Source organism: Mesorhizobium sp. M0715 (assembly GCF_040320355.1).
Classification (GTDB): domain Bacteria; phylum Pseudomonadota; class Alphaproteobacteria; order Rhizobiales; family Rhizobiaceae; genus Mesorhizobium.
This window is the reverse complement of sequence record NZ_JAMYPL010000008.1, coordinates 114,487-131,851: the sequence shown is the minus strand read 5'-3', so window position 1 is coordinate 131,851 and position 17,365 is coordinate 114,487. Positions and strand designations below refer to the sequence as shown.

Below are 17,365 nucleotides of genomic sequence, written 5' to 3'. Positions count from 1 at the left end.
GCGTGCAAGCCATCTCCCGGAAAAATTCTGCGTCGAAGGAGACTAGTTGTGATTGGAGAGCAAGACGTCCTTGGCTTCGTTAATCCGCGCCGCCAGGAAAGACGTGCCGCCGACATCGGGGTGCAGGCGCTGCATCAGGCGGCGGTGCGCCTTGCGGACATCCGCCGCGGCGGCCCCCGCTTCAAGACCAAGGACCTTGTAGGCCTCCTCCTTAGTCATGGCGCCCGGACCTGGCGCAACACCCAGCCCTTCGCCACCGTTCGTCTCAGCGTTTTTGCGCCAGACGGGAAATCTGCCGTCAAGATACGTCTCTAGCAGCTGTCGGCTCTCCGGATCGCCGGAGAGTTCGCGGTAGAGGTGTTGCAATTCCGCCAGCCCCATCGCGCCAAGCATCTTGCCTTCGTGGCGGCCAGCCAGGACCAGTCCTTCGAGGCCGCCGGTATCGTGATCGAGTTCCATTTCCAATGCCGCTGTGCGCACCGTCGAGCGTTTGCCCGGTGCAAGCCCGGCCGGCTGGCGTTTCATGCGCATGGAACCATACCAGGCAATTGCGCCGGTGAGAATCATGCCGCCGATGCCTTCCCGGCCGACCACAAGCACGGCGACGCCGACAAGTGCCAGAAGAGCCGGCCCGAGCGTTCGCAGCGTGCTCGCCAGTTTCGCCGGCTCGGCACGCAGAAAGATCGTCACCGCGCCGAGGAGCAGCAGAAGCAACGCTCCAAAAGCGATGATCGCGCCCATTATTTTCCGCCGCCCCGCAGATACTCGATCATCAGCCGGTCTTCCGGCCTGCCCCTGGCTTCGAGCGCCTTCAACCCGCCGGTCGCAAACACGGCGACGGCCGAAAGCAGTCCTGCCAGGGTCGCGGCAGCCCGCCGATCAAATCTAAACCAAGCCCCCTTGGACAGCCGCGCAATCTCTTTGAACGCCTTTTCTGCGCCGGAATCATGGCCTTCCTGAAACACGAAGACGGGAACGCCATGAAGGCCGAGGCTGCCGGCCTTTTCGGCCAGATCGTCGATATTCTCTTCCATCGCGTCGCCGATGTAGACCAGCGCATTGACCTTGGCGGCCGCCGTCTGTTTCAACGCATGCGTCAGGACCTTGCCGATCTGGGTGTGGCCGCTGCGGCATTCGATCCGCGTCATCAGCTGCTTCAAGGCATTGGTGTCGCTCACGAAAGCGGACGAACGGCACTCGCCGAGACCACGAAAATAAACCAGTTGCACGCTGAGGGTTCCGGCCTTGCCGACAGCGTCGAACATCTGGCCCTGCAGCTCACAAGCCAGATCCCAGGTCGGCTGGCGGCTCATTGTTGCGTCGAGAGCAAGGATCAGCCTGCCCGAATCGGTCGCCGACGCGGCAAGTGTCCTCGCCTGACGAATGAAGGCGTCGATCTCGCCGGCGTTGGATTGAGGCTTGATCGGCGCAGGATTGGTCCCCGCTGGCACAGGCTGCTTCTTATCGCTCATGAAAAACAAGATGTGGCGTTGCCACATCGCTTGCAAGCCCCACATCGGGCAGTGCAAAGGGCCAGGCGGTGATGCCACCTGGGGTCAGAGCAGACCGAGATCGGCCAGCTCGCGCCTGAGTTTCGGCGGCATCTCGATCAATCCGGCCTTGCCCTTACCCAGATCGAGCGGCGCGTCCGCCGGCTTCAGGTAGCGCCAGCCCTGAAAAGCCCGGCGTGGCTGCCAGTCGGTGCGTACAACCTCGGGGTCGAGTATCAGATGGCAACGGCCTATGCCTTCACTGTCGGTGAACGGCCGGATTTCGGTGATCAACTGGCGGCACTGCACATTGCCTTTGATCACCCAATAGAGCGAACCGCCATCGGTAACCTCGGCGCCGCGCGTCGGCATCATACGGGTGGTGTGATACTGCTCGACCGGCTCACCGGCGCGCCGCCGCTCGTCGAGGCGGAAGGCGATCCACTCTTCGAGATCCTCGACGCTGTCGCAGCCGACACAGAGTTTTATGAGATTGAGAGACATCGCTTAAGGTTAGTCCTGCACGCGAACGCGTCAACGACCGGATCGACTTCTCCACAGTGGCGGTTTAGGCCAGCCTTCAGCACTCCACGACGTTGACTGCAAGCCCGCCAAGGCTGGTTTCCTTGTACTTCTCGTTCATGTCGAGGCCGGTCTGGCGCATGGTCTCGATCGCCGCATCGAGCGGTACGAAATGGATGCCGTCGCCCTTGATGGCCAGTGACGCTGCCGTCACCGCCTTGACCGCGCCCAGCGCATTGCGTTCGATGCACGGCACCTGCACCAGCCCGCCGACCGGATCGCAGGTCATGCCGAGATGATGTTCGAGCGCGATCTCGGCGGCATTCTCGACCTGCTCGGGCGTGCCGCCCATGACGGCGCACAGGCCGGCCGCCGCCATCGCCGATGCCGAGCCGACCTCGCCCTGACAGCCGACCTCGGCGCCCGAGATCGACGCGTTGGTCTTGATGATGCCGCCAACGGCGGCAGCCGTCAGCAGGAAATCACGAATGCTCGGCTGGTCCGCCTCGGGATGGAAATGCAGCCAGTAGCGCAGCACCGCCGGCAGCGTGCCGGCAGCGCCATTGGTCGGCGCGGTGACGACGCGGCCGCCGGCGGCATTTTCCTCGTTCACGGCCATGGCGTAGATCGACAGCCAGTCATTGGCGAGCAAAGGATTGGGCTTGTTCTGCTGCCACTGCTCCTGCAGCTTATCGTGCAGCATGCGGGCACGGCGGCGCACCTTCAGCCCACCCGGCATGATGCCATCCTGCGACAGGCCACGGTCGATGCAGCCCTTCATGGCGCTCCAGATTCCGTCGAGGCCGGCGTCGAGCTCCTCGCGCGTCATCTGCGTCTCCTCGTTGACGCGTTTCATGTCGGCGATGGAAAGGCCGCTTTTGCCGGCCATGGCCAGCATCTCGACCGCATTCTTGAACGGATAAGGCACTTTCTTGCCTTCGGTTGTCACCGAACCTTTGGCTTTCATCCGCTGCAGTTCTTCTTCGGAAACCACGAAGCCGCCGCCGATCGAATAATAGATGCGCTTGAGCAGCAGGCGGCCGCCGGAATCATAGGCGTAGAACGCCATGCCGTTGGCGTGACCGGTGAGCGGCGTTTTGCGGTCCAGCACCAGATCGGTGGCCGGATCGAAGCGATAGGCGGGATGGCCGGGCGGCGAAATGCGCTTTTCGGCGGCGATGCGGCTGGCAATGCCATCGGCCTGGTCGGGATCGACCGTCTGCGGCGTCAGGCCGGCAAGGCCGAGCATGACGGCGCGATCACTGCCGTGGCCAATACCGGTGTAGGCGAGTGACCCGTGCAGACTTGCGCCAAGCCGATCGACCTTGACGCCCGCCGGACGCGGCCAGTCATTTCCCGCGACCTCGTCGAGAAACCGCGCAGCGGCTGTCATCGGCCCCATCGTGTGCGAACTCGAGGGTCCTATGCCGATCTTGAACAGGTCGAAAACCGAAAGGAACACGCGGCGTTGTCTCCTGGCGTCAGGTCGATGACTACATATAGGAATTCCCACGATGTTTCCGCTCTTTTGGAAATCGCGGCGCTGCACCCGCCGACCTTGTTTGCTCCGGCAGCGACATTGGTGCCTTATCGCTGTAGGCGGACATCGAAGCGATCGCGCTGAATGTGCTAAATTCAGGCCATGGGCGATTCCCTCGATCTTTCGACAGCCGATCTCGCGGCGCTGGCCTTCTTCCTCGTCGCGTGGCTGCTGCACACGTTCGCCTCCGACGGCAAGCTGGTCAGCCGCATGTCACTGACGACGGCGATGAATGCACAGCGGCAAGCCTGGATGCGGACCATGGCCGAGCGCGAGATCCGCATCGTCGATACCGCCATCATGAGCGGGCTGCAGCAAGGCACCGCCTTCTTCGCCTCCAGCTCGCTGATCGCCATCGGCGGCTGTTTTGCCCTGCTCGGCGCATCCGACCGGGTTCTTGAAGTGCTCAGCGACCTGCCCCTGGGTGGCGCGCCGTCGCGCGCGGCCTTCCAGATAAAGGTGTTCGGGCTGGTGCTGATCCTGGCGTTTTCGTTCTTCAAATTCGGCTGGGCGTACCGGCTGTTCAACTATTGCACGATCCTGATCGGCGCCGTGCCGATCCCGCATGGCGAAGCCTCACGCAATCCGGTCACCGAAACGGCGGTGTGGCGTGCGGCGCAAATGAACATGCTGGCCGGAAAGCACTTCAACTCCGGCCTGCGCGGCGTGTTCTTCTCGATCGGTTATCTCGGCTGGTTCGTCGACCCAATGGTGTTCGTGTTGTCGACGCTGTTGCTGCTGGCCGTTCTGGTGCGGCGCCAGTTCTTCTCGGCCGCCAGGCAGGCGGTGATCGGTCAGCCGCCTGGAAAAGGCTGATCGATCCGGCCTGACAGCCAGTAGGCAAAAAGCCCGATCCATTCGCGGATGGCCATGGTGGCGGCCTGCAGCGAATCGGCTGGATTGTCGCGGAACAGGCCGATGCCTTCTTTGCCCGAGGTGCGATAGTCGACCGGCCAGGGAACAGTCGCAAAGCCAGCCTTGTCGAACAGCGCCTTGGCGCGCGGCATATGGAAGGCCGAAGTCACCAGCAGCCAGGTCTCGCCGGGCTTCGGCGTTAGCAACTCCTTGGTGAAGACCGCGTTCTCATAGGTGTTGCGGGACTTGTTCTCCAGGATCAGACGATCGGCGGCCACGCCAAGCGCGGTGAGCAGGCGCGGCGCGGTTGCGGCATCGCCCTCGCCATCGAGAAACAACGCGCCGGTGCCGCCGGAGACGACCACCTTGGCGGTAGGAAAGCGCCGGGCCAGAACTGCGGTCTCGACCATCCGATCTCCGCTGCTGTTCAACTCATAGCCGCCGCGCGCCAGATTGATGGCGCCCTCGAAGCCGCCGCCGAGCACGACGATGCCGTCGACCTTTGCCGGCAGCGGCGGGCGCGCGAAGCGCTCTTCCAGCGGATTGAGCATCATGGCGCCGAGCGACGTCCACGCTGACAGCGCAAGGACCAGAAATGCCGGCACGCTGCCGGTAGCCGCCAGCCGCCGGCGCCCGATCATGGCCGCGAGCAATCCCGCCAGCAGCAGAAAGATCGCCAGGTTCAGCGGCTGGATGAAGAACCAAAAGATCTTGGACAGGTAGAAGAACATCGCTCACCCCATTGCAGCGCCGCGCGGGCGTGCGCGCTCAAAGGACGCTAACACTTTGATTTTGCGCAGGATCCTTCCGAAAATCGATTCGACTTTCAGGGCATGCGCTAGACGAGCGACGTCCCTACCACCACTTCTCCGGCTGGAACGTGCCTGCGGCCTGCTCGATGACGGCAGCGGTCTGGAACAGGGTTTCCTCATCGAACGGCCGGCCGATCAGCTGCAGGCCGAGCGGCAGGCCCTTGGCGTCGAGCCCGGCGGGCACAGCGATGCCCGGCAGGCCCGCCATGTTCACAGTGACGGTGAAGATGTCGTTCAGGTACATCTTGACCGGATCGGCAGCCATGTCCTCGTCGGCGATGCCGAAGGCGGCGGACGGCGTTGCCGGGGTCAGGATGACATCGACGCCGGCGGCGAAGACAGTCTCGAAATCCCGCTTGATCAGATTGCGCACCTTCTGCGCCTGCAGATAGTAGGCGTCGTAATAGCCGGCCGACAGCACATAGGTGCCGATCATGATGCGGCGCTTGACCTCGCGGCCGAAACCCGCGGCGCGGGTCTTCTCATACATGTCGACGATATCCTTGCCCGGCACGCGCAAGCCGTAGCGGACGCCATCATAGCGGGCGAGGTTGGACGAAGCCTCGGCCGGCGCCACGATGTAATAGGCGGGCAGCGCGTATTTCGTATGCGGCAGGGAAATGTCGACGATCTCGGCGCCGGCGTCCTTCAGCCAGGCAATGCCCTTCTGCCACAGCGCTTCGATCTCTTCGGGCATGCCGTCGACGCGGTATTCCCTGGGAATGCCGACCTTCATGCCCTTGATCGGCTTGCCGATCACCGCCTCATAATCCGGCACCGGCCGGTCGACCGACGTCGTGTCCTTCGGATCGACAGAGGCCATCGATTTCAACAGGATCGCGGCATCGCGTACGTCGCGCGCGATCGGGCCGGCCTGGTCGAGCGACGAGGCGAACGCGACGATACCCCAGCGTGAGCAGCGGCCATAGGTCGGCTTGATGCCGACCGTCCCGGTGAAGGCGGCCGGCTGGCGGATCGAGCCGCCAGTGTCCGTCGCGGTCGCGCCGGCGCACAGGAAGGCGGAGACTGCCGTGGCCGACCCGCCAGAAGAGCCACCCGGCACCAACTGCGCATTGTCCAGGCTGCGCACGGTCCTCGTGCCGCCGGCCGAAACGAAGCCGCCGTCGCCCTGATGCGTCGTGGGCATCACCGCAGTATCGAGGCGCGAGCGCCGCCACGGATTGATGACCGGGCCATAGTAGGACGTCTCGTTGGACGAGCCCATGGCGAACTCGTCCATGTTGAGTTTGCCGAGCATAACGGCGCCGTCGGCCCACAGATTTGACGTAACGGTCGATTCGTAGCGCGGCTTGAACCCGTCGAGCACATGGCTGCAAGCCTGCGTGTGGACGCCTTCGGTGCCGAACAGGTCCTTGATCCCCAACGGAATGCCTTCCAGCGCACCGCCCTCGCCCTTGACCAGCCTGGCGTCGGACGCCTTGGCCATGTCGCGCGCCTTGTCGCCGGTCACGGCGACATAGGCATTGAGCGCCGGATTGGCGCGCTCGATAGCGCCGAGATAGGCCTCGGTGATCTCGGTCGCGGTGATTTCCTTGTCGCGCAGCTTGGCGCGGGCCTGTGAAATCGTCAGCTGGGTCAGGTCGCTCATCAAAGGCTCTTTTCGTAAAACACCGACCACTCAGAATCGGGATAATCCAGCACCGGGCCGCAGCGCGAAAACCCGGCGCGTTCGTAGACTGTCCACGCCGCGGGATGACGATCGCCCGTCTCCAGCACCAGGCGCTTCAGCCCCTCGTTGCGCGCCAGCGATTCGACCCGCTCAACGATTTTCGCGCCGATCTTCTGCCCGCGATGCGACGGCCTGATATACATGCGCTTGACCTCGCCAATGGCGCCGTCATGACGCTTCAGCGCGCCGCAGCCAATGGCCAGGCCATTATCGCGGGCGATGAAAACCGTCGTGTCCTCACCGGCCATCTGCTCGACCGTCAAATGGTAGCAATGCTCCGGCGGCGTCAGTTCGAGCAAGGTCTCGTTGAGTTCCGTGACCAGCCTGCGCACGTCGTCCTGGAGCGGCTTCTCAATGGCGATCTCGATTGCCATCGGCCGGTTTACTCCACGACCTTCGGCACGAGGAAGAAATTCTCTTCGGTCGCCGGCGCGTTAGCGACGATGTCGGCGGCCTTGCCGCCGTCGGTGACGACATCGCTGCGCTTCTTCATGTCCATCGGCGTTACCGAGGTCATTGGTTCGACACCGGAAACATCGACCTCGTTCAGCTGCTCGACGAAGCCCAGAATGGCGTTCAGCTCCCCGGTCATCCGTTCGGCATCTTCTTCGCTCACCGCGATGCGGGCGAGATGCGCGACGCGCTTCACTGTCTGAAGATCTACGGACATGTTTTTGCCTCGGGGAAAACCAGTTCGGGCTATAGCGGCGCCGCGCGCGCTGCGCAACATGCATCGTGCGAGAGACCAGGCTGTGCCGGCGGCCCGCTCGTGGCCCCTCAGAATACGTCTATGGCAGGGTAACGCCCTCGCAGAGATAGTAGCTGCCGCCATTGCCGCTCGCCTCGCCCTCGTCATCGGTCGGCCGGACCGACACGAGATCGATCTGCTTCGCGTTCATTTGCGTCACCGAGAGGACATCCGGGAAGACATAGCCCGGTTCCTGGCAGATGGCCGTCACCGCCCAGCTCGGCGAAGCCGTCGCCTTGCTGATCTGCAGAAACTCGCAATTGTATTCGACGCTTTGCAGGCCGTACGCCGAAAGCACGATGTTGCCGGCGTCGATCAGCGTTTGCAGCGTGTCCTTTTTGGCCTGTTTGCAAAGCTCCTCGGATTGCAGGTAGACGCCTTCGATGAAATCGTCCGCCGCGAGCGCGGGTGACGCCGCGACAAACATCGAAACGCAAAGAGATTGCCTCAAAGCCATGGTTTCATTCCATTTTGGCTGCTTCTAAATCGTAATCGTCTCGCCAATCTTGGGCAAAGCCACCTTGATGCCGGATCCTTCCAGGCCGGCCTCGAACTTGTCGGCGGTCGGATCGATCATCGGAAAGGTGCCGAAGTGACAGGGAACCACGGTGTCGAACTTGAAGAAGCGCCGGCAGGCAAGTGCCGCCACCGCGCCCCCCATGGTGAAGCGGTCGCCGATCGGCACCAGGCCGACCTTCGGTTCATGCAACTCGTTGATCAGCGCCATGTCGGAGAAGATGTCGGTGTCGCCCATGTGATAGAGCGTCTTGTCTTCCGGGAAATGCAGGACGAGGCCGCCCGGATTGCCGAGATAGGTGTTCTGGCCACCCTCGCCCGGGAACGAGGATGAGTGCAGCGCCTGGACGAAAGTGGTGGTGAAGCTGCCGCAATCGACGGTGCCGCCGATGTTGCCCGGGTTGATCTTCTTGTCGCTGACACCCTTGCCGACCAGATACATGCAGATCTCGAAATTGGCGACCAACTGCGCGCCGCTTTTGCCGAGCACCTCCACGGCGCCGCTGATGTGATCGCTGTGGCCATGCGTCAGCAGCACATGCGTGATCCCCTCGGCCGGGCCCTCCCAGCCGCCCGTCCAGGACGGATTGCCGATCAGATAGGGATCGATGAGGATCTTGGCATCAGCGGTCTCGATGCGAAAGGCCGAGTGGCCGTACCAGGTCAGTTTCATGAATGCATTCCTCGATTTTTGTCTTGCCAAAGGATAGAACGCCGATGGCCCCGAGATCAAAGGGTTACTTGTCCGCCACGCGTTTGACAAAACACCTGGTGGTGAAAGGCGAAGGACGGCCGGTGGGCATTATCACGATCGAAGAATTGCCGGCGCGGCTTACCGGCGGCAAGACGCTGGCGGGGCTTGACCTCGGCGACAAGACGATCGGCGTCGCGGTCTCGGACCAGAGGTTTTCCTTCGCCCATCCGCGTCCGGTCATCATGCGAAGGAAATTTTCGCTCGATGCGGCGGTGCTGCTTGCCTTGCTGCAGAAGGAGAATGCCGGCGCGGTGGTGATTGGGCTGCCGATCAATATGGACGGTTCGGAAGGGCCGCGTGCGCAGAAATCGCGCGCCTTCGTCCGCAACATGGCACAGATGAGCGACCTCCCCTTCGTCCTCTGGGATGAGAGACTATCGACGGTCGCGGCCGAAAGGACGCTGATCGAGATGGATTTCTCGCGCCGCAAGCGCGCCGGCAAGATCGATTCGGCGGCAGCCGCGTTTATTCTGCAGGGAGTTTTGGACCGGCTTCAGTCGCTCCACGCATCCGCTCGAACGGAACCGGACCCGCCCAGCGCTGTCTGACCCAGCCGGCGATTTCGCGGCGACGACGAAAGGCCCAAAGCGCCATCAGCAGCAACCCGTCGAAGACGCACGTCTTCGCCACCATGCCGGGAATGATCGCCGGGTCGATGCCGAGCATCTGACCATAGAGCTGGAAGAAGAAGTCGTGCATCTGTCGGCTGAGCATCGTGTAGCCGAAATTGATGTCATTGGCCGACAGATAGAACCAGCCCCAGAAAATCGCCATCGGCGCCGCCCAGAACCCGAAGATGTAACGCATCAGCGGCCTCCCCTGTGATTGGAGCCGGTCTTGGAGACCGTTCGGCCTGATATGAGTGAGAGCAGCGAATTGTGAGCTGCGGCTTTTGCCATGTCATGCGCGACGGCATGTATCTCGCTTTCGCCGGAAGCCGCTGCCGCAACCACGGACCGCCGCTCGGCAAGCATGGCGACATAGGACGCCAGAAGTGCCGTCAACTGCACGGCAACCGCCATGAACAGCCCGTTGATGCCTTGCGCAGCACCTCCGATGACGATCAGCGACAACATGCCGGACGCGCAGATGAAGGCGATGCGGGCGACGCTGTCGGCGCCCGCGCTGGTCGCGTCGTTGACCAGGGCTTCGACAAAGGCCCAGAAAAACAGAACCGCGACGACAAGCAATGCGGTGGCGAGCGGCGCCACGACAACGAAATTGTCGAGGTTGACGAAGCGGGTACCCTCGATTGTGGTGCCCAGCACGCCGAGCGCCGCCGCCACACCCCGGTTTCCGTCGATGCAGATGAGCGCAAGCAGGGCGAAAACAATCGCCCAGTGCAAGGCCAGAAAAGAGGTCAGTACCTGTCGCATCGGTGTTCCTGCTTCGCAGAGCAAGAGACGGCCAATCTGAACCATTCCCTGCTTGCACTAGGACAGTGGGCCTTGCCGTCCGCCATCGCAACGGAAACCATTTGTTAAGGTTAACGACGATTAGCCATACGCGTGAGGATGCCCGCCAACGCGTCAAAACTGTGGATGGCGCCGGTTTTTGCGATGCTCGTCCTCAGTTCACCGGCGGATAGAGCGTGTCGATGATCATGCGTGCATCGTGGCGCGAATCGATCATGCCATAGGTGTTGCGCCATTGGCCGGCCAAACGCGTCTCGACGAAAGCGTCGGCGATCCGCCCTGCCCCCAGACGGCGCAATTCCGCCGCCGCAGCCGACAGTGCCAGCTGCTCGGTCAGCAGCCGGGCAGAACCTTCGTCGGTTGAAGCAACCTGCATCGCCGCCTTCAGAACGCCGATCGTGCCGCGTCCGCCGGCGCCGAGATCACGGTCGATGCCGGCCAGCACATCCTCGAACAGGCCGGGCGCACGGCCGAGCACGCGCAGCACATCAAGCGCCATGACATTGCCCGAGCCTTCCCAGATCGCGTTGACCGGGGCCTCGCGATAGTAGCGGGCGAGTGGCGCCTCCTCGACATAGCCATTGCCGCCGAGGCACTCCATAGCCTCATAGAGCAAAGGCGGCGCGATCTTGCAGACCCAGTATTTGACGACCGGCGTCATGGCCCGAGCAAACGCCGCCTCGCCGCGATCGCCGGCCGCCTCGTCGAAGGAGCGCGCCAACCGGAACGACAGCGCGGTGGCGGCGGCGACATCGAGCGCCATGTCGGCCAGAACGCGCTGCATCAACGGCTGCTCGATCAGGGTCGAACCGAACACCTGGCGATGGCGGGCGTGGTGAACGGCCTCGGCCAGGCCCGCGCGCATGATCGCCGACGATGCGATGGCACAATCGAGCCGGGTCAGGGTGACCATGTCCATGATCGTCTTCACACCGGCACCGGCTTCGCCGACCATCTCGCCGATGGCATTGACAAATTCGACTTCGGAGGAGGCGTTCGAACGATTGCCGAGCTTGTCCTTCAGCCGCTGAAAGCGGAAGCCGTTGCCCGAGCCGTCACCGAGAACGCGCGGCACGAGGAAGCACGATAGTCCCTCAGGCGCCTGCGCCAGCACCAGGAAGGCATCCGACATCGGCGCCGACATGAACCATTTGTGCCCGTTCAGACGATAAAAACCGCTGCCGGCGCGTTCCGCCCTCGTCACATTGGCGCGCACATCGGTGCCGCCCTGTTTCTCGGTCATGCCCATGCCGAGCGTCAGCCCGGTCTTCTCGACCGGCGGCTTTTGGCTCTGGTCGTATTTGCGCGTCGTCACGCGCGGCGCCCATTCGCGAAACAGTTTCGGGCTGGCCATCAAGGCCGCCAGCGAAGCGTTGGTCATGGTGATGGGGCACAGATGCCCGGTCTCGAGCTCAGCCGTGAGATAAAACCGGGCGGCGCGGACCTGATGGCGGCGGCCGATCTCGGTGTCGCCGTTCTCCCACACCGAGGAATGCAGCCCGTTGGCCACAGAGCGGCGCATCAAGGCGTGATAGGCGGGATGGAACTCAACCACGTCGATGCGCCGTCCCTGGCGATCATGCGTCCTGAGCTTCGGCGTCTCGACATTGGCGAGGCGCGCCAATTCCTGCGCCTCCTGCGTCAGCACAAAGCGGCCGAGACCATCGAGTTCCCGGCGCACCGGATCGGAAAAACGCTCCGCTAGCTGGATCAGCAACGGATCGCCCCGCCAGGCGTTGCCGCCCGTCAGCGGCGGCGGCTGGTTCGTCACGTCGTCGGTCACGCCCAATCCTTCTATCGTCAGAAAGCCACGAATCCGGGGCTGTCGGCTAGATATAGCCAAGCCATGCAGCGCGCGCGATGAAAATACCGGCCGATACAATCGGCTATCTACACGAAAAAATTGAGGAGAACGGCTACAATGCAAAGCTGGCGCGCTTGCAGCCGCAAAGTCTCCACCCTATAGCAGCGCCTTGAGATGACCGACGCTTCGTCCCCCTATCCTCATCGCCATCTTCTGGGCATCCGCGACCTTTCCCCCGCCGATATCGAGCTGTTGCTCGACAGGGCGGACCGGGCGGTCGCGATCTCGCGGCAGTCGGAGAAGAAAACCTCGACCCTGCGCGGTCGCACACAGATCAACCTCTTCTATGAAGCCTCGACGCGCACACAGTCGTCGTTCGAGCTTGCCGGAAAGCGGCTCGGCGCCGATGTCATGAACATGTCGGTGGCAAGCTCTTCGGTGAAGAAGGGCGAAACGCTCATCGACACGGCGATGACGCTGAACGCCATGCGGCCCGACATCCTGATCATCCGCCACCAATCGGCCGGTGCTGCCGCCCTTCTGGCGCAGAAGGTCGGCTGCTCCGTCGTCAACGCCGGCGACGGCGCGCATGAACACCCGACACAGGCGCTGCTCGATGCGCTGACCATTCGTCGCGCCAAGGGTCCGCTGTCGAAGCTCATCGTGGCAATCTGCGGCGACATCCTGCATTCGCGCGTGGCGCGTTCCAACATCATGCTGCTCAACGCGCTCGGCGCGCAGGTGCGCGTCGTCGCTCCGTCGACGCTGCTGCCCACCGGCATCGAGAAGATGGGCGTCATCGTAACCCGTTCGATGGCCGAAGGCCTCAAGGGCGCCGATGTGGTGATGATGCTGCGCCTGCAGCGCGAGCGCATGGAGGGCGCCTTCGTGCCTTCGGTTCGCGAATATTTCCGCTATTTCGGCCTCGATGCCGAGAAACTGAAGGCCGCCAAGGATGACGCGCTGGTGATGCATCCCGGGCCGATGAACCGCGGCGTCGAGATCGCCTCGGAAATCGCCGACGGTCCGCAAAGCGTCATCCAGGAACAAGTTGAAATGGGCGTCGCCGTGCGCATGGCGGTGATGGAAGCGCTTCTTGACCCGCGCCGTAATCAAGAGGGCCGCGGCGCATGAGCATAACGGTCTTTGAGCGCGCCCGCGTTGTCGACCCCTCGCGCGGCATCGATGAAGTCGGCGCCGTCTTCGTCGATGGCCGCAAGATCGTAGCCGCCGGCAAAGCAGCGCTGAACCAGGGCGCGCCCGAGGGCGCCACCGTCATCGACTGCGCCGGCAAGGCGATCATTCCAGGCCTGATCGACGGCCGCGTCTTCATCGGCGAACCGGGCGGCGAGCATCGCGAGACTATCGCGTCGGCAAGTGTCGCGGCGGCGGCCGGCGGCGTCACCTCCATCGTCATGATGCCCGACACCGATCCGGTGATCGACAATGTGGCGCTGGTCGAATTCGTGCTGCGCACCGCCAAGGACACGGCCATCGTCAACGTCTTTCCGGCCGCGGCGATCACCAAGGGCCTCGACGGGCGCGAAATGACCGAGTTCGGCCTGCTGCGCGAAGCCGGCGCCGTCGCCTTCACCGATGGCCGCCACACCATATCGAGCGCGCTGGTGATGCGCCGCGCGCTGACCTATGCGCGCGACTTCGGCGCCACCATCGTGCATGAGACGCAGGATGCGGACCTCGGTTCATCCGGCGTGATGAATGAAGGCCTCTACGCCAGCTGGCTCGGCCTCTCCGGCATTCCGCGCGAAGCCGAATCCATCCCGCTGGAGCGCGATCTGGCCTTGGCCCGGCTGACGCGTGGTTCGTACCATGCAGCAAAGATCTCGACGGCGATGGCGGCAAACGCCATAACGCATGCGAAAGCCGACGGCGCGACGGTGACGTCAGGCGTGGCGATCCACAATCTGTCGCTGAATGAAAACGATGTCGGCGAATACCGCACCTTCTTCCGCCTGACGCCACCTTTGCGCGCCGAGGAAGACCGGTTGGCGATGATCGAGGCGGTCAGGGACGGCACGATCGACATCATCGTCTCCTCGCATGATCCGCAGGATGTCGACACCAAGCGCCTGCCCTTCGCCGATGCGGCGGCCGGCGCCATAGGGTTGGAGACGCTTCTGGGCGCCGCACTGCGGCTCTACCACAATGGCGACGTACCGTTGCTGCGGCTGATCGAAACCCTGTCCACCGCTCCCGCAAAACTGTTCGGCCTGCCCGGCGGCACGCTGAAGCCGGGCGCTGTCGCCGATCTTGCGCTTGTCGACCTCGACGAACCCTGGATCGTCAGCGAAAGCGGCATTCGTTCGCGGTCGAAAAACACCTGTTTCGAAGGCGCGCGACTGCAAGGCAAGGTCTTGCAAACGCTGGTTGCGGGCCGCACAGTGTTTTCCGCCTGAACCGGCCACGGCGCATCGAGCCTGATCCGGCCGAACTGGGGAAATGCGGGGGAAACAATGATTTACAGCCTCATCCCAGCGCTCGTGTTCGGCTATTTGCTTGGCTCGATTCCGTTCGGGCTCCTGCTCACCCGCGCGGCTGGCCTTGGCGATGTGCGCAAGATCGGCTCCGGCAATATCGGCGCCACCAACGTTCTGCGCACCGGCAACAAGGGCCTTGCCGCCGCGACGCTGCTACTCGACGCGCTGAAGGGCACGGCCGCCGTGCTGATAGCAGGCCATTTCGCGCCTGACCTGGCGATCTGGGCCGGTCTCGGCGCCTTTCTCGGTCATCTCTTCCCGGTCTGGCTCGGTTTCAAGGGCGGCAAGGGCGTCGCCACCTATCTCGGTGTGCTGATCGGCCTTGCCTGGCAGGTGGCGCTGATCTTCGCCGTCGCCTGGCTGGTGATGGCATTCCTCTTCCGGTATTCCTCGCTTGCGGCGCTGACAGCGGCGGTCATCGTGCCGATCGCCCTCTATGTGCTGAGCACACCACAGAATGCGGCCTTGTTCGTGGTGATGAGCATCATCGTTTTCATCAAGCACCGGGAAAACATTTCGCGCCTGCTTACCGGCACCGAGGGCAAGATCGGAGCCAAGGGGTGAGCGAGCCTGCCGCCGTGGTGAGTGGGCCGGCCGCCGGGCCGCGGCTCAGCGACCGGCAGCGGCTGAGCTGGCTGCGGCTGATCCGCACCCAGAATGTCGGCCCCGCCTCCTTTCGCGACCTCATCAACCGTTTCGGTTCGGCCGAGGTGGCGCTGGAGATATTGCCGGAACTGATGATTTCGGGCGGCGCCATCCGGATCGCTCGCATCCCTTCCGTTGCCGAAGCCGAGGCGGAACTGGAACTAGCCGGAAAGGCCGGCGCCCGCTTTGTCGGGATCGGTGAAGCAGACTACCCACCCCTATTGCGCAACATGGACCATCCGCCGCCCCTGCTGGCGGTAAAGGGCAACGCAGCTGTTTTCCGGCTGCCGGGTGTCGCCATCGTTGGGGCACGCAACGCGTCGCTGGCCGGCATCAAGATGGCACGCATGCTGGCGGCCAACCTCGGCCGCGACGGCTACGCAATCGTCTCCGGCCTGGCGCGCGGCATCGACACCGCGGCGCATCAGGGCAGTCTTGCGACCGGCACGATCGGCGTCCTGGCTGGCGGTCTCGACCTGCCTTACCCGCCTGAAAATGCCGGCCTGTGCGAGGAAATCGCCGAGCGTGGCGCCATCATTTCGGAGATGCCGTTCGGCTGGCAGCCGCGCGCCCAGGATTTTCCGCGCCGCAACCGCCTTGTTGCGGGTGCGGTCCTTGGGCTGGTGGTGGTCGAGGCAGCGCAACGCTCCGGCTCCCTGATCAGCGCCAGGCTTGCCGGCGAAATGGGCCGGCTGGTCTTTGCCGTGCCGGGCTCACCGCTCGATCCACGCGCCGCCGGTACCAACGGCCTGCTCAAGGATGGTGCCACCCTGGTCACCGAGGCATCGGATATTTCCAGGGCGATCGCCCCGCTGACCGGCATGCGGGCGCCCGACGTGCCGCCGTTCGAAGAGCCGCCCGACTTCTCGGCCACACCACCGCCCGGCGAAAGCGACCGCGCCCGCGTCATCGAGGCGCTCGGCCCGACGCCAGTGGCGGTCGACGAGATCATCCGCCACACCGGCCTGCACCCGGCCCAGGTCTTCATGGTGCTGCTGGAACTCGACCTCGCCGGCCGGCTCGAACGCCACGCCGGCGCCAATGTTTCGCTGGTGTTCGGGGAGCCTTCGGTCTGACGCTGTTCGCATTTTCGCGCCGCCGAACTCCTTCGAGAAGCTCGGCGAGGATGGCCTTTTCAGCCGGCTTTCCGCTTTGCCGCGCCTGTGCTCATCTGTTCGACGCCAAGACCGGCCGGCGGATTGTAGGGCAAAGGTCTGATATCCCGAGGCAAAGGTCTCAAGCAAAAGTTGGCTCTTGCCACTCGCGTCCGTTGGCACCAATCTCGCTCAGCCGCTCATCGGTGGATGTCGGCATGACAGGATCTTGCCATGACACGCGATCAGATGCTCGCCCACCTTCGATCCGCCGACGCGGTCGCGCGCGAGGCGGCGGCGCATGGGCATCATCCGTTTGGTTGCGTGCTGGTCGGGCCGGACGATCGGGTGCTGATGCGGCAAGGCAATCTCGACACGGTGCGCCACGCCGAGACGGAGCTCGCCCGGCGCGCCGCGGCAGCCTACGAGCCGGAGTTCTTATGGCAATGCACGCTGGTCTCAACCGGTGAGCCCTGCGCGATGTGCACCGGAACGCTCTACTGGGCGAATATCGGCCGGCTGGTCTACGGCTTCGAGGAGACCGAGCTGCTGGCGCTCACCGGGGATCACGCAGAGAATCCGACGATGAGCCTCTCTTCGCGCACCGTCCTCGACTCTGGCCAGAAAAAGATCGAGGTCTTTGGCCCCTTCCCAGAAATCGCCGACGAGATGCTCGCACCGCACCGCGATTTCTGGAAGCGCTGACGGCTTCGAGCCAGTTGTGGTGTGCCCTTCCCGAGAGATGGGTGACAGTTTATCGCGTGGATTTGGTGAGCGCGATGGGATTCGAACCCATGACCTACTGATTAAAAGTCAGTTGCTCTACCGGCTGAGCTACGCGCTCCCGCGGGCGAAAGGCGGCCCTCGAAATTGCGCGGAACATAGGGAGAGTGCCTCGACCGGTCAACCGGAAAAAGAGGGCTCGCAAACACGGGCGGCTTCGCCCTGTCGCGACACTTGCCAGCCGCGCCATCGGTGGGAG

Annotated in this window: 20 protein-coding genes and 1 tRNA gene; 7 read left to right on the top strand and 14 right to left on the bottom strand. The window is 63.7% G+C overall.

Features of this window, described 5'->3' with window-relative positions; all coding sequences use genetic code 11:
- Positions 1-42: 42 nt before the first annotated feature.
- The 4 genes from NKI21_RS12605 to NKI21_RS12590 all read right to left on the bottom strand — a co-directional run bounded on the left by NKI21_RS12605 (position 43) and on the right by NKI21_RS12590 (position 3,474).
- The gene (locus NKI21_RS12605) at positions 43-741 is read right to left on the bottom strand and encodes a DnaJ domain-containing protein (protein ID WP_023812952.1); all 699 of its coding nucleotides are present in this window, start codon (positions 739-741) and stop codon (positions 43-45) included.
- On the bottom strand, positions 741-1,472 hold the full coding sequence (locus NKI21_RS12600; protein WP_352794209.1) for a vWA domain-containing protein: 732 nt from the start codon (positions 1,470-1,472) through the stop codon (positions 741-743). The genes NKI21_RS12605 and NKI21_RS12600 overlap by 1 nt, the downstream gene beginning before the upstream one ends.
- A gap of 84 nt (positions 1,473-1,556) precedes the next feature.
- Entirely contained in the window at positions 1,557-1,994 is a 438-nt protein-coding gene (locus NKI21_RS12595) for a DUF1489 family protein (protein WP_013531780.1), read from the bottom strand.
- A gap of 76 nt (positions 1,995-2,070) precedes the next feature.
- Positions 2,071-3,474 (bottom strand): L-serine ammonia-lyase, encoded by a 1,404-nt coding sequence (locus NKI21_RS12590; RefSeq protein WP_127295570.1) that lies wholly within the window; start codon positions 3,472-3,474, stop codon positions 2,071-2,073.
- Between the two features lie 180 nt (positions 3,475-3,654).
- On the opposite strand from NKI21_RS12590, the gene NKI21_RS12585 reads away from it, so the two are divergent.
- A complete protein-coding gene (locus tag NKI21_RS12585) occupies positions 3,655-4,368 on the top strand; it encodes a DUF599 domain-containing protein (protein ID WP_027161543.1) in 714 nt (237 codons plus the stop codon).
- Here the strand turns inward: NKI21_RS12585 and NKI21_RS12580 are convergent.
- The 6 genes from NKI21_RS12580 to NKI21_RS12555 form a co-directional block, all read right to left on the bottom strand.
- Positions 4,347-5,138 (bottom strand): YdcF family protein, encoded by a 792-nt coding sequence (locus NKI21_RS12580; RefSeq protein ID WP_352442615.1) that lies wholly within the window; start codon positions 5,136-5,138, stop codon positions 4,347-4,349. The two genes, NKI21_RS12585 and NKI21_RS12580, sit on opposite strands and share 22 nt — an antisense overlap.
- 124 nt (positions 5,139-5,262) lie before the next feature.
- Complete coding sequence (locus NKI21_RS12575) at positions 5,263-6,828, bottom strand: amidase (protein WP_023812956.1); 1,566 nt, start codon at positions 6,826-6,828, stop codon at positions 5,263-5,265.
- Positions 6,828-7,283, bottom strand: coding sequence for a GNAT family N-acetyltransferase (locus tag NKI21_RS12570; protein ID WP_023812957.1), 456 nt, complete (start codon positions 7,281-7,283; stop codon positions 6,828-6,830). The genes NKI21_RS12575 and NKI21_RS12570 overlap by 1 nt, the downstream gene beginning before the upstream one ends.
- Positions 7,284-7,291: 8 nt before the next feature.
- Entirely contained in the window at positions 7,292-7,579 is a 288-nt protein-coding gene (gene gatC / locus NKI21_RS12565) for an Asp-tRNA(Asn)/Glu-tRNA(Gln) amidotransferase subunit GatC (RefSeq protein WP_023812958.1), read from the bottom strand.
- A 118-nt stretch (positions 7,580-7,697) separates the two neighbouring features.
- Complete coding sequence (locus NKI21_RS12560) at positions 7,698-8,114, bottom strand: hypothetical protein (protein WP_352442614.1); 417 nt, start codon at positions 8,112-8,114, stop codon at positions 7,698-7,700.
- Between the two features lie 24 nt (positions 8,115-8,138).
- Complete coding sequence (locus NKI21_RS12555; protein ID WP_352442613.1) at positions 8,139-8,846, bottom strand: metal-dependent hydrolase; 708 nt, start codon at positions 8,844-8,846, stop codon at positions 8,139-8,141.
- Between the two features lie 122 nt (positions 8,847-8,968).
- On the opposite strand from NKI21_RS12555, the gene ruvX reads away from it, so the two are divergent.
- Positions 8,969-9,475 carry a Holliday junction resolvase RuvX gene (ruvX, locus tag NKI21_RS12550; protein WP_127258949.1) on the top strand — a complete coding sequence of 169 codons (507 nt, stop codon included), beginning with the start codon at positions 8,969-8,971 and terminating at the stop codon, positions 9,473-9,475.
- Here the strand turns inward: ruvX and NKI21_RS12545 are convergent.
- The 3 genes from NKI21_RS12545 to NKI21_RS12535 all read right to left on the bottom strand — a co-directional run bounded on the left by NKI21_RS12545 (position 9,393) and on the right by NKI21_RS12535 (position 12,125).
- Positions 9,393-9,734, bottom strand: coding sequence for a DUF6105 family protein (locus NKI21_RS12545; protein WP_023812962.1), 342 nt, complete (start codon positions 9,732-9,734; stop codon positions 9,393-9,395). The two genes, ruvX and NKI21_RS12545, sit on opposite strands and share 83 nt — an antisense overlap.
- Positions 9,734-10,303 carry a hypothetical protein gene (locus NKI21_RS12540; protein ID WP_352442612.1) on the bottom strand — a complete coding sequence of 190 codons (570 nt, stop codon included), beginning with the start codon at positions 10,301-10,303 and terminating at the stop codon, positions 9,734-9,736. The genes NKI21_RS12545 and NKI21_RS12540 overlap by 1 nt, the downstream gene beginning before the upstream one ends.
- A gap of 193 nt (positions 10,304-10,496) precedes the next feature.
- A complete protein-coding gene (locus tag NKI21_RS12535; RefSeq protein ID WP_352442611.1) occupies positions 10,497-12,125 on the bottom strand; it encodes a DNA alkylation response protein in 1,629 nt (542 codons plus the stop codon).
- Positions 12,126-12,320: 195 nt separating this feature from the next.
- Between NKI21_RS12535 and NKI21_RS12530 the strand changes: the two genes are divergently transcribed.
- The 5 genes from NKI21_RS12530 (at position 12,321) to NKI21_RS12510 (ending at position 17,088) form a co-directional block, all read left to right on the top strand.
- Positions 12,321-13,280, top strand: coding sequence for an aspartate carbamoyltransferase catalytic subunit (locus tag NKI21_RS12530; RefSeq protein ID WP_127411308.1), 960 nt, complete (start codon positions 12,321-12,323; stop codon positions 13,278-13,280).
- On the top strand, positions 13,277-14,563 hold the full coding sequence (locus NKI21_RS12525) for a dihydroorotase (RefSeq protein WP_352442610.1): 1,287 nt from the start codon (positions 13,277-13,279) through the stop codon (positions 14,561-14,563). The genes NKI21_RS12530 and NKI21_RS12525 overlap by 4 nt, the downstream gene beginning before the upstream one ends.
- Before the next feature lie 57 nt (positions 14,564-14,620).
- A complete protein-coding gene (gene plsY, locus NKI21_RS12520; RefSeq protein WP_023812966.1) occupies positions 14,621-15,208 on the top strand; it encodes a glycerol-3-phosphate 1-O-acyltransferase PlsY in 588 nt (195 codons plus the stop codon).
- A gap of 17 nt (positions 15,209-15,225) precedes the next feature.
- On the top strand, positions 15,226-16,365 hold the full coding sequence (dprA, locus tag NKI21_RS12515; protein WP_352442618.1) for a DNA-processing protein DprA: 1,140 nt from the start codon (positions 15,226-15,228) through the stop codon (positions 16,363-16,365).
- 252 nt (positions 16,366-16,617) lie between these two features.
- Positions 16,618-17,088: a nucleoside deaminase gene (locus NKI21_RS12510; protein WP_352442609.1), complete on the top strand. Its 471-nt coding sequence runs from the start codon at positions 16,618-16,620 to the stop codon at positions 17,086-17,088.
- Positions 17,089-17,151: 63 nt separating this feature from the next.
- On the opposite strand, the gene NKI21_RS12505 is transcribed toward NKI21_RS12510, so the two are convergent.
- Positions 17,152-17,227 (bottom strand) — tRNA-Lys (locus tag NKI21_RS12505).
- Positions 17,228-17,365: the final 138 nt, after the last annotated feature.

What these genes read in the sequence shown, in the direction of transcription:
- NKI21_RS12585 (WP_027161543.1), top strand. Translation starts at nt 3,655, where the DNA reads ATGGGCGATTCCCTCGATCTTTCGACAGCCGATCTCGCGGCGCTGGCC.
- gatC (WP_023812958.1), bottom strand. Translation starts at nt 7,579, where the DNA reads ATGTCCGTAGATCTTCAGACAGTGAAGCGCGTCGCGCATCTCGCCCGC.
- NKI21_RS12580 (WP_352442615.1), bottom strand. Translation starts at nt 5,138, where the DNA reads ATGTTCTTCTACCTGTCCAAGATCTTTTGGTTCTTCATCCAGCCGCTG.
- plsY (WP_023812966.1), top strand. Translation starts at nt 14,621, where the DNA reads ATGATTTACAGCCTCATCCCAGCGCTCGTGTTCGGCTATTTGCTTGGC.
- NKI21_RS12525 (WP_352442610.1), top strand. Translation starts at nt 13,277, where the DNA reads ATGAGCATAACGGTCTTTGAGCGCGCCCGCGTTGTCGACCCCTCGCGC.
- NKI21_RS12555 (WP_352442613.1), bottom strand. Translation starts at nt 8,846, where the DNA reads ATGAAACTGACCTGGTACGGCCACTCGGCCTTTCGCATCGAGACCGCT.
- NKI21_RS12600 (WP_352794209.1), bottom strand. Translation starts at nt 1,472, where the DNA reads ATGAGCGATAAGAAGCAGCCTGTGCCAGCGGGGACCAATCCTGCGCCG.
- NKI21_RS12510 (WP_352442609.1), top strand. Translation starts at nt 16,618, where the DNA reads ATGACACGCGATCAGATGCTCGCCCACCTTCGATCCGCCGACGCGGTC.
- NKI21_RS12570 (WP_023812957.1), bottom strand. Translation starts at nt 7,283, where the DNA reads ATGGCAATCGAGATCGCCATTGAGAAGCCGCTCCAGGACGACGTGCGC.
- NKI21_RS12575 (WP_023812956.1), bottom strand. Translation starts at nt 6,828, where the DNA reads ATGAGCGACCTGACCCAGCTGACGATTTCACAGGCCCGCGCCAAGCTG.
- NKI21_RS12560 (WP_352442614.1), bottom strand. Translation starts at nt 8,114, where the DNA reads ATGGCTTTGAGGCAATCTCTTTGCGTTTCGATGTTTGTCGCGGCGTCA.
- NKI21_RS12545 (WP_023812962.1), bottom strand. Translation starts at nt 9,734, where the DNA reads ATGCGTTACATCTTCGGGTTCTGGGCGGCGCCGATGGCGATTTTCTGG.
- NKI21_RS12540 (WP_352442612.1), bottom strand. Translation starts at nt 10,303, where the DNA reads ATGCGACAGGTACTGACCTCTTTTCTGGCCTTGCACTGGGCGATTGTT.
- NKI21_RS12530 (WP_127411308.1), top strand. Translation starts at nt 12,321, where the DNA reads ATGACCGACGCTTCGTCCCCCTATCCTCATCGCCATCTTCTGGGCATC.
- NKI21_RS12595 (WP_013531780.1), bottom strand. Translation starts at nt 1,994, where the DNA reads ATGTCTCTCAATCTCATAAAACTCTGTGTCGGCTGCGACAGCGTCGAG.
- NKI21_RS12605 (WP_023812952.1), bottom strand. Translation starts at nt 741, where the DNA reads ATGGGCGCGATCATCGCTTTTGGAGCGTTGCTTCTGCTGCTCCTCGGC.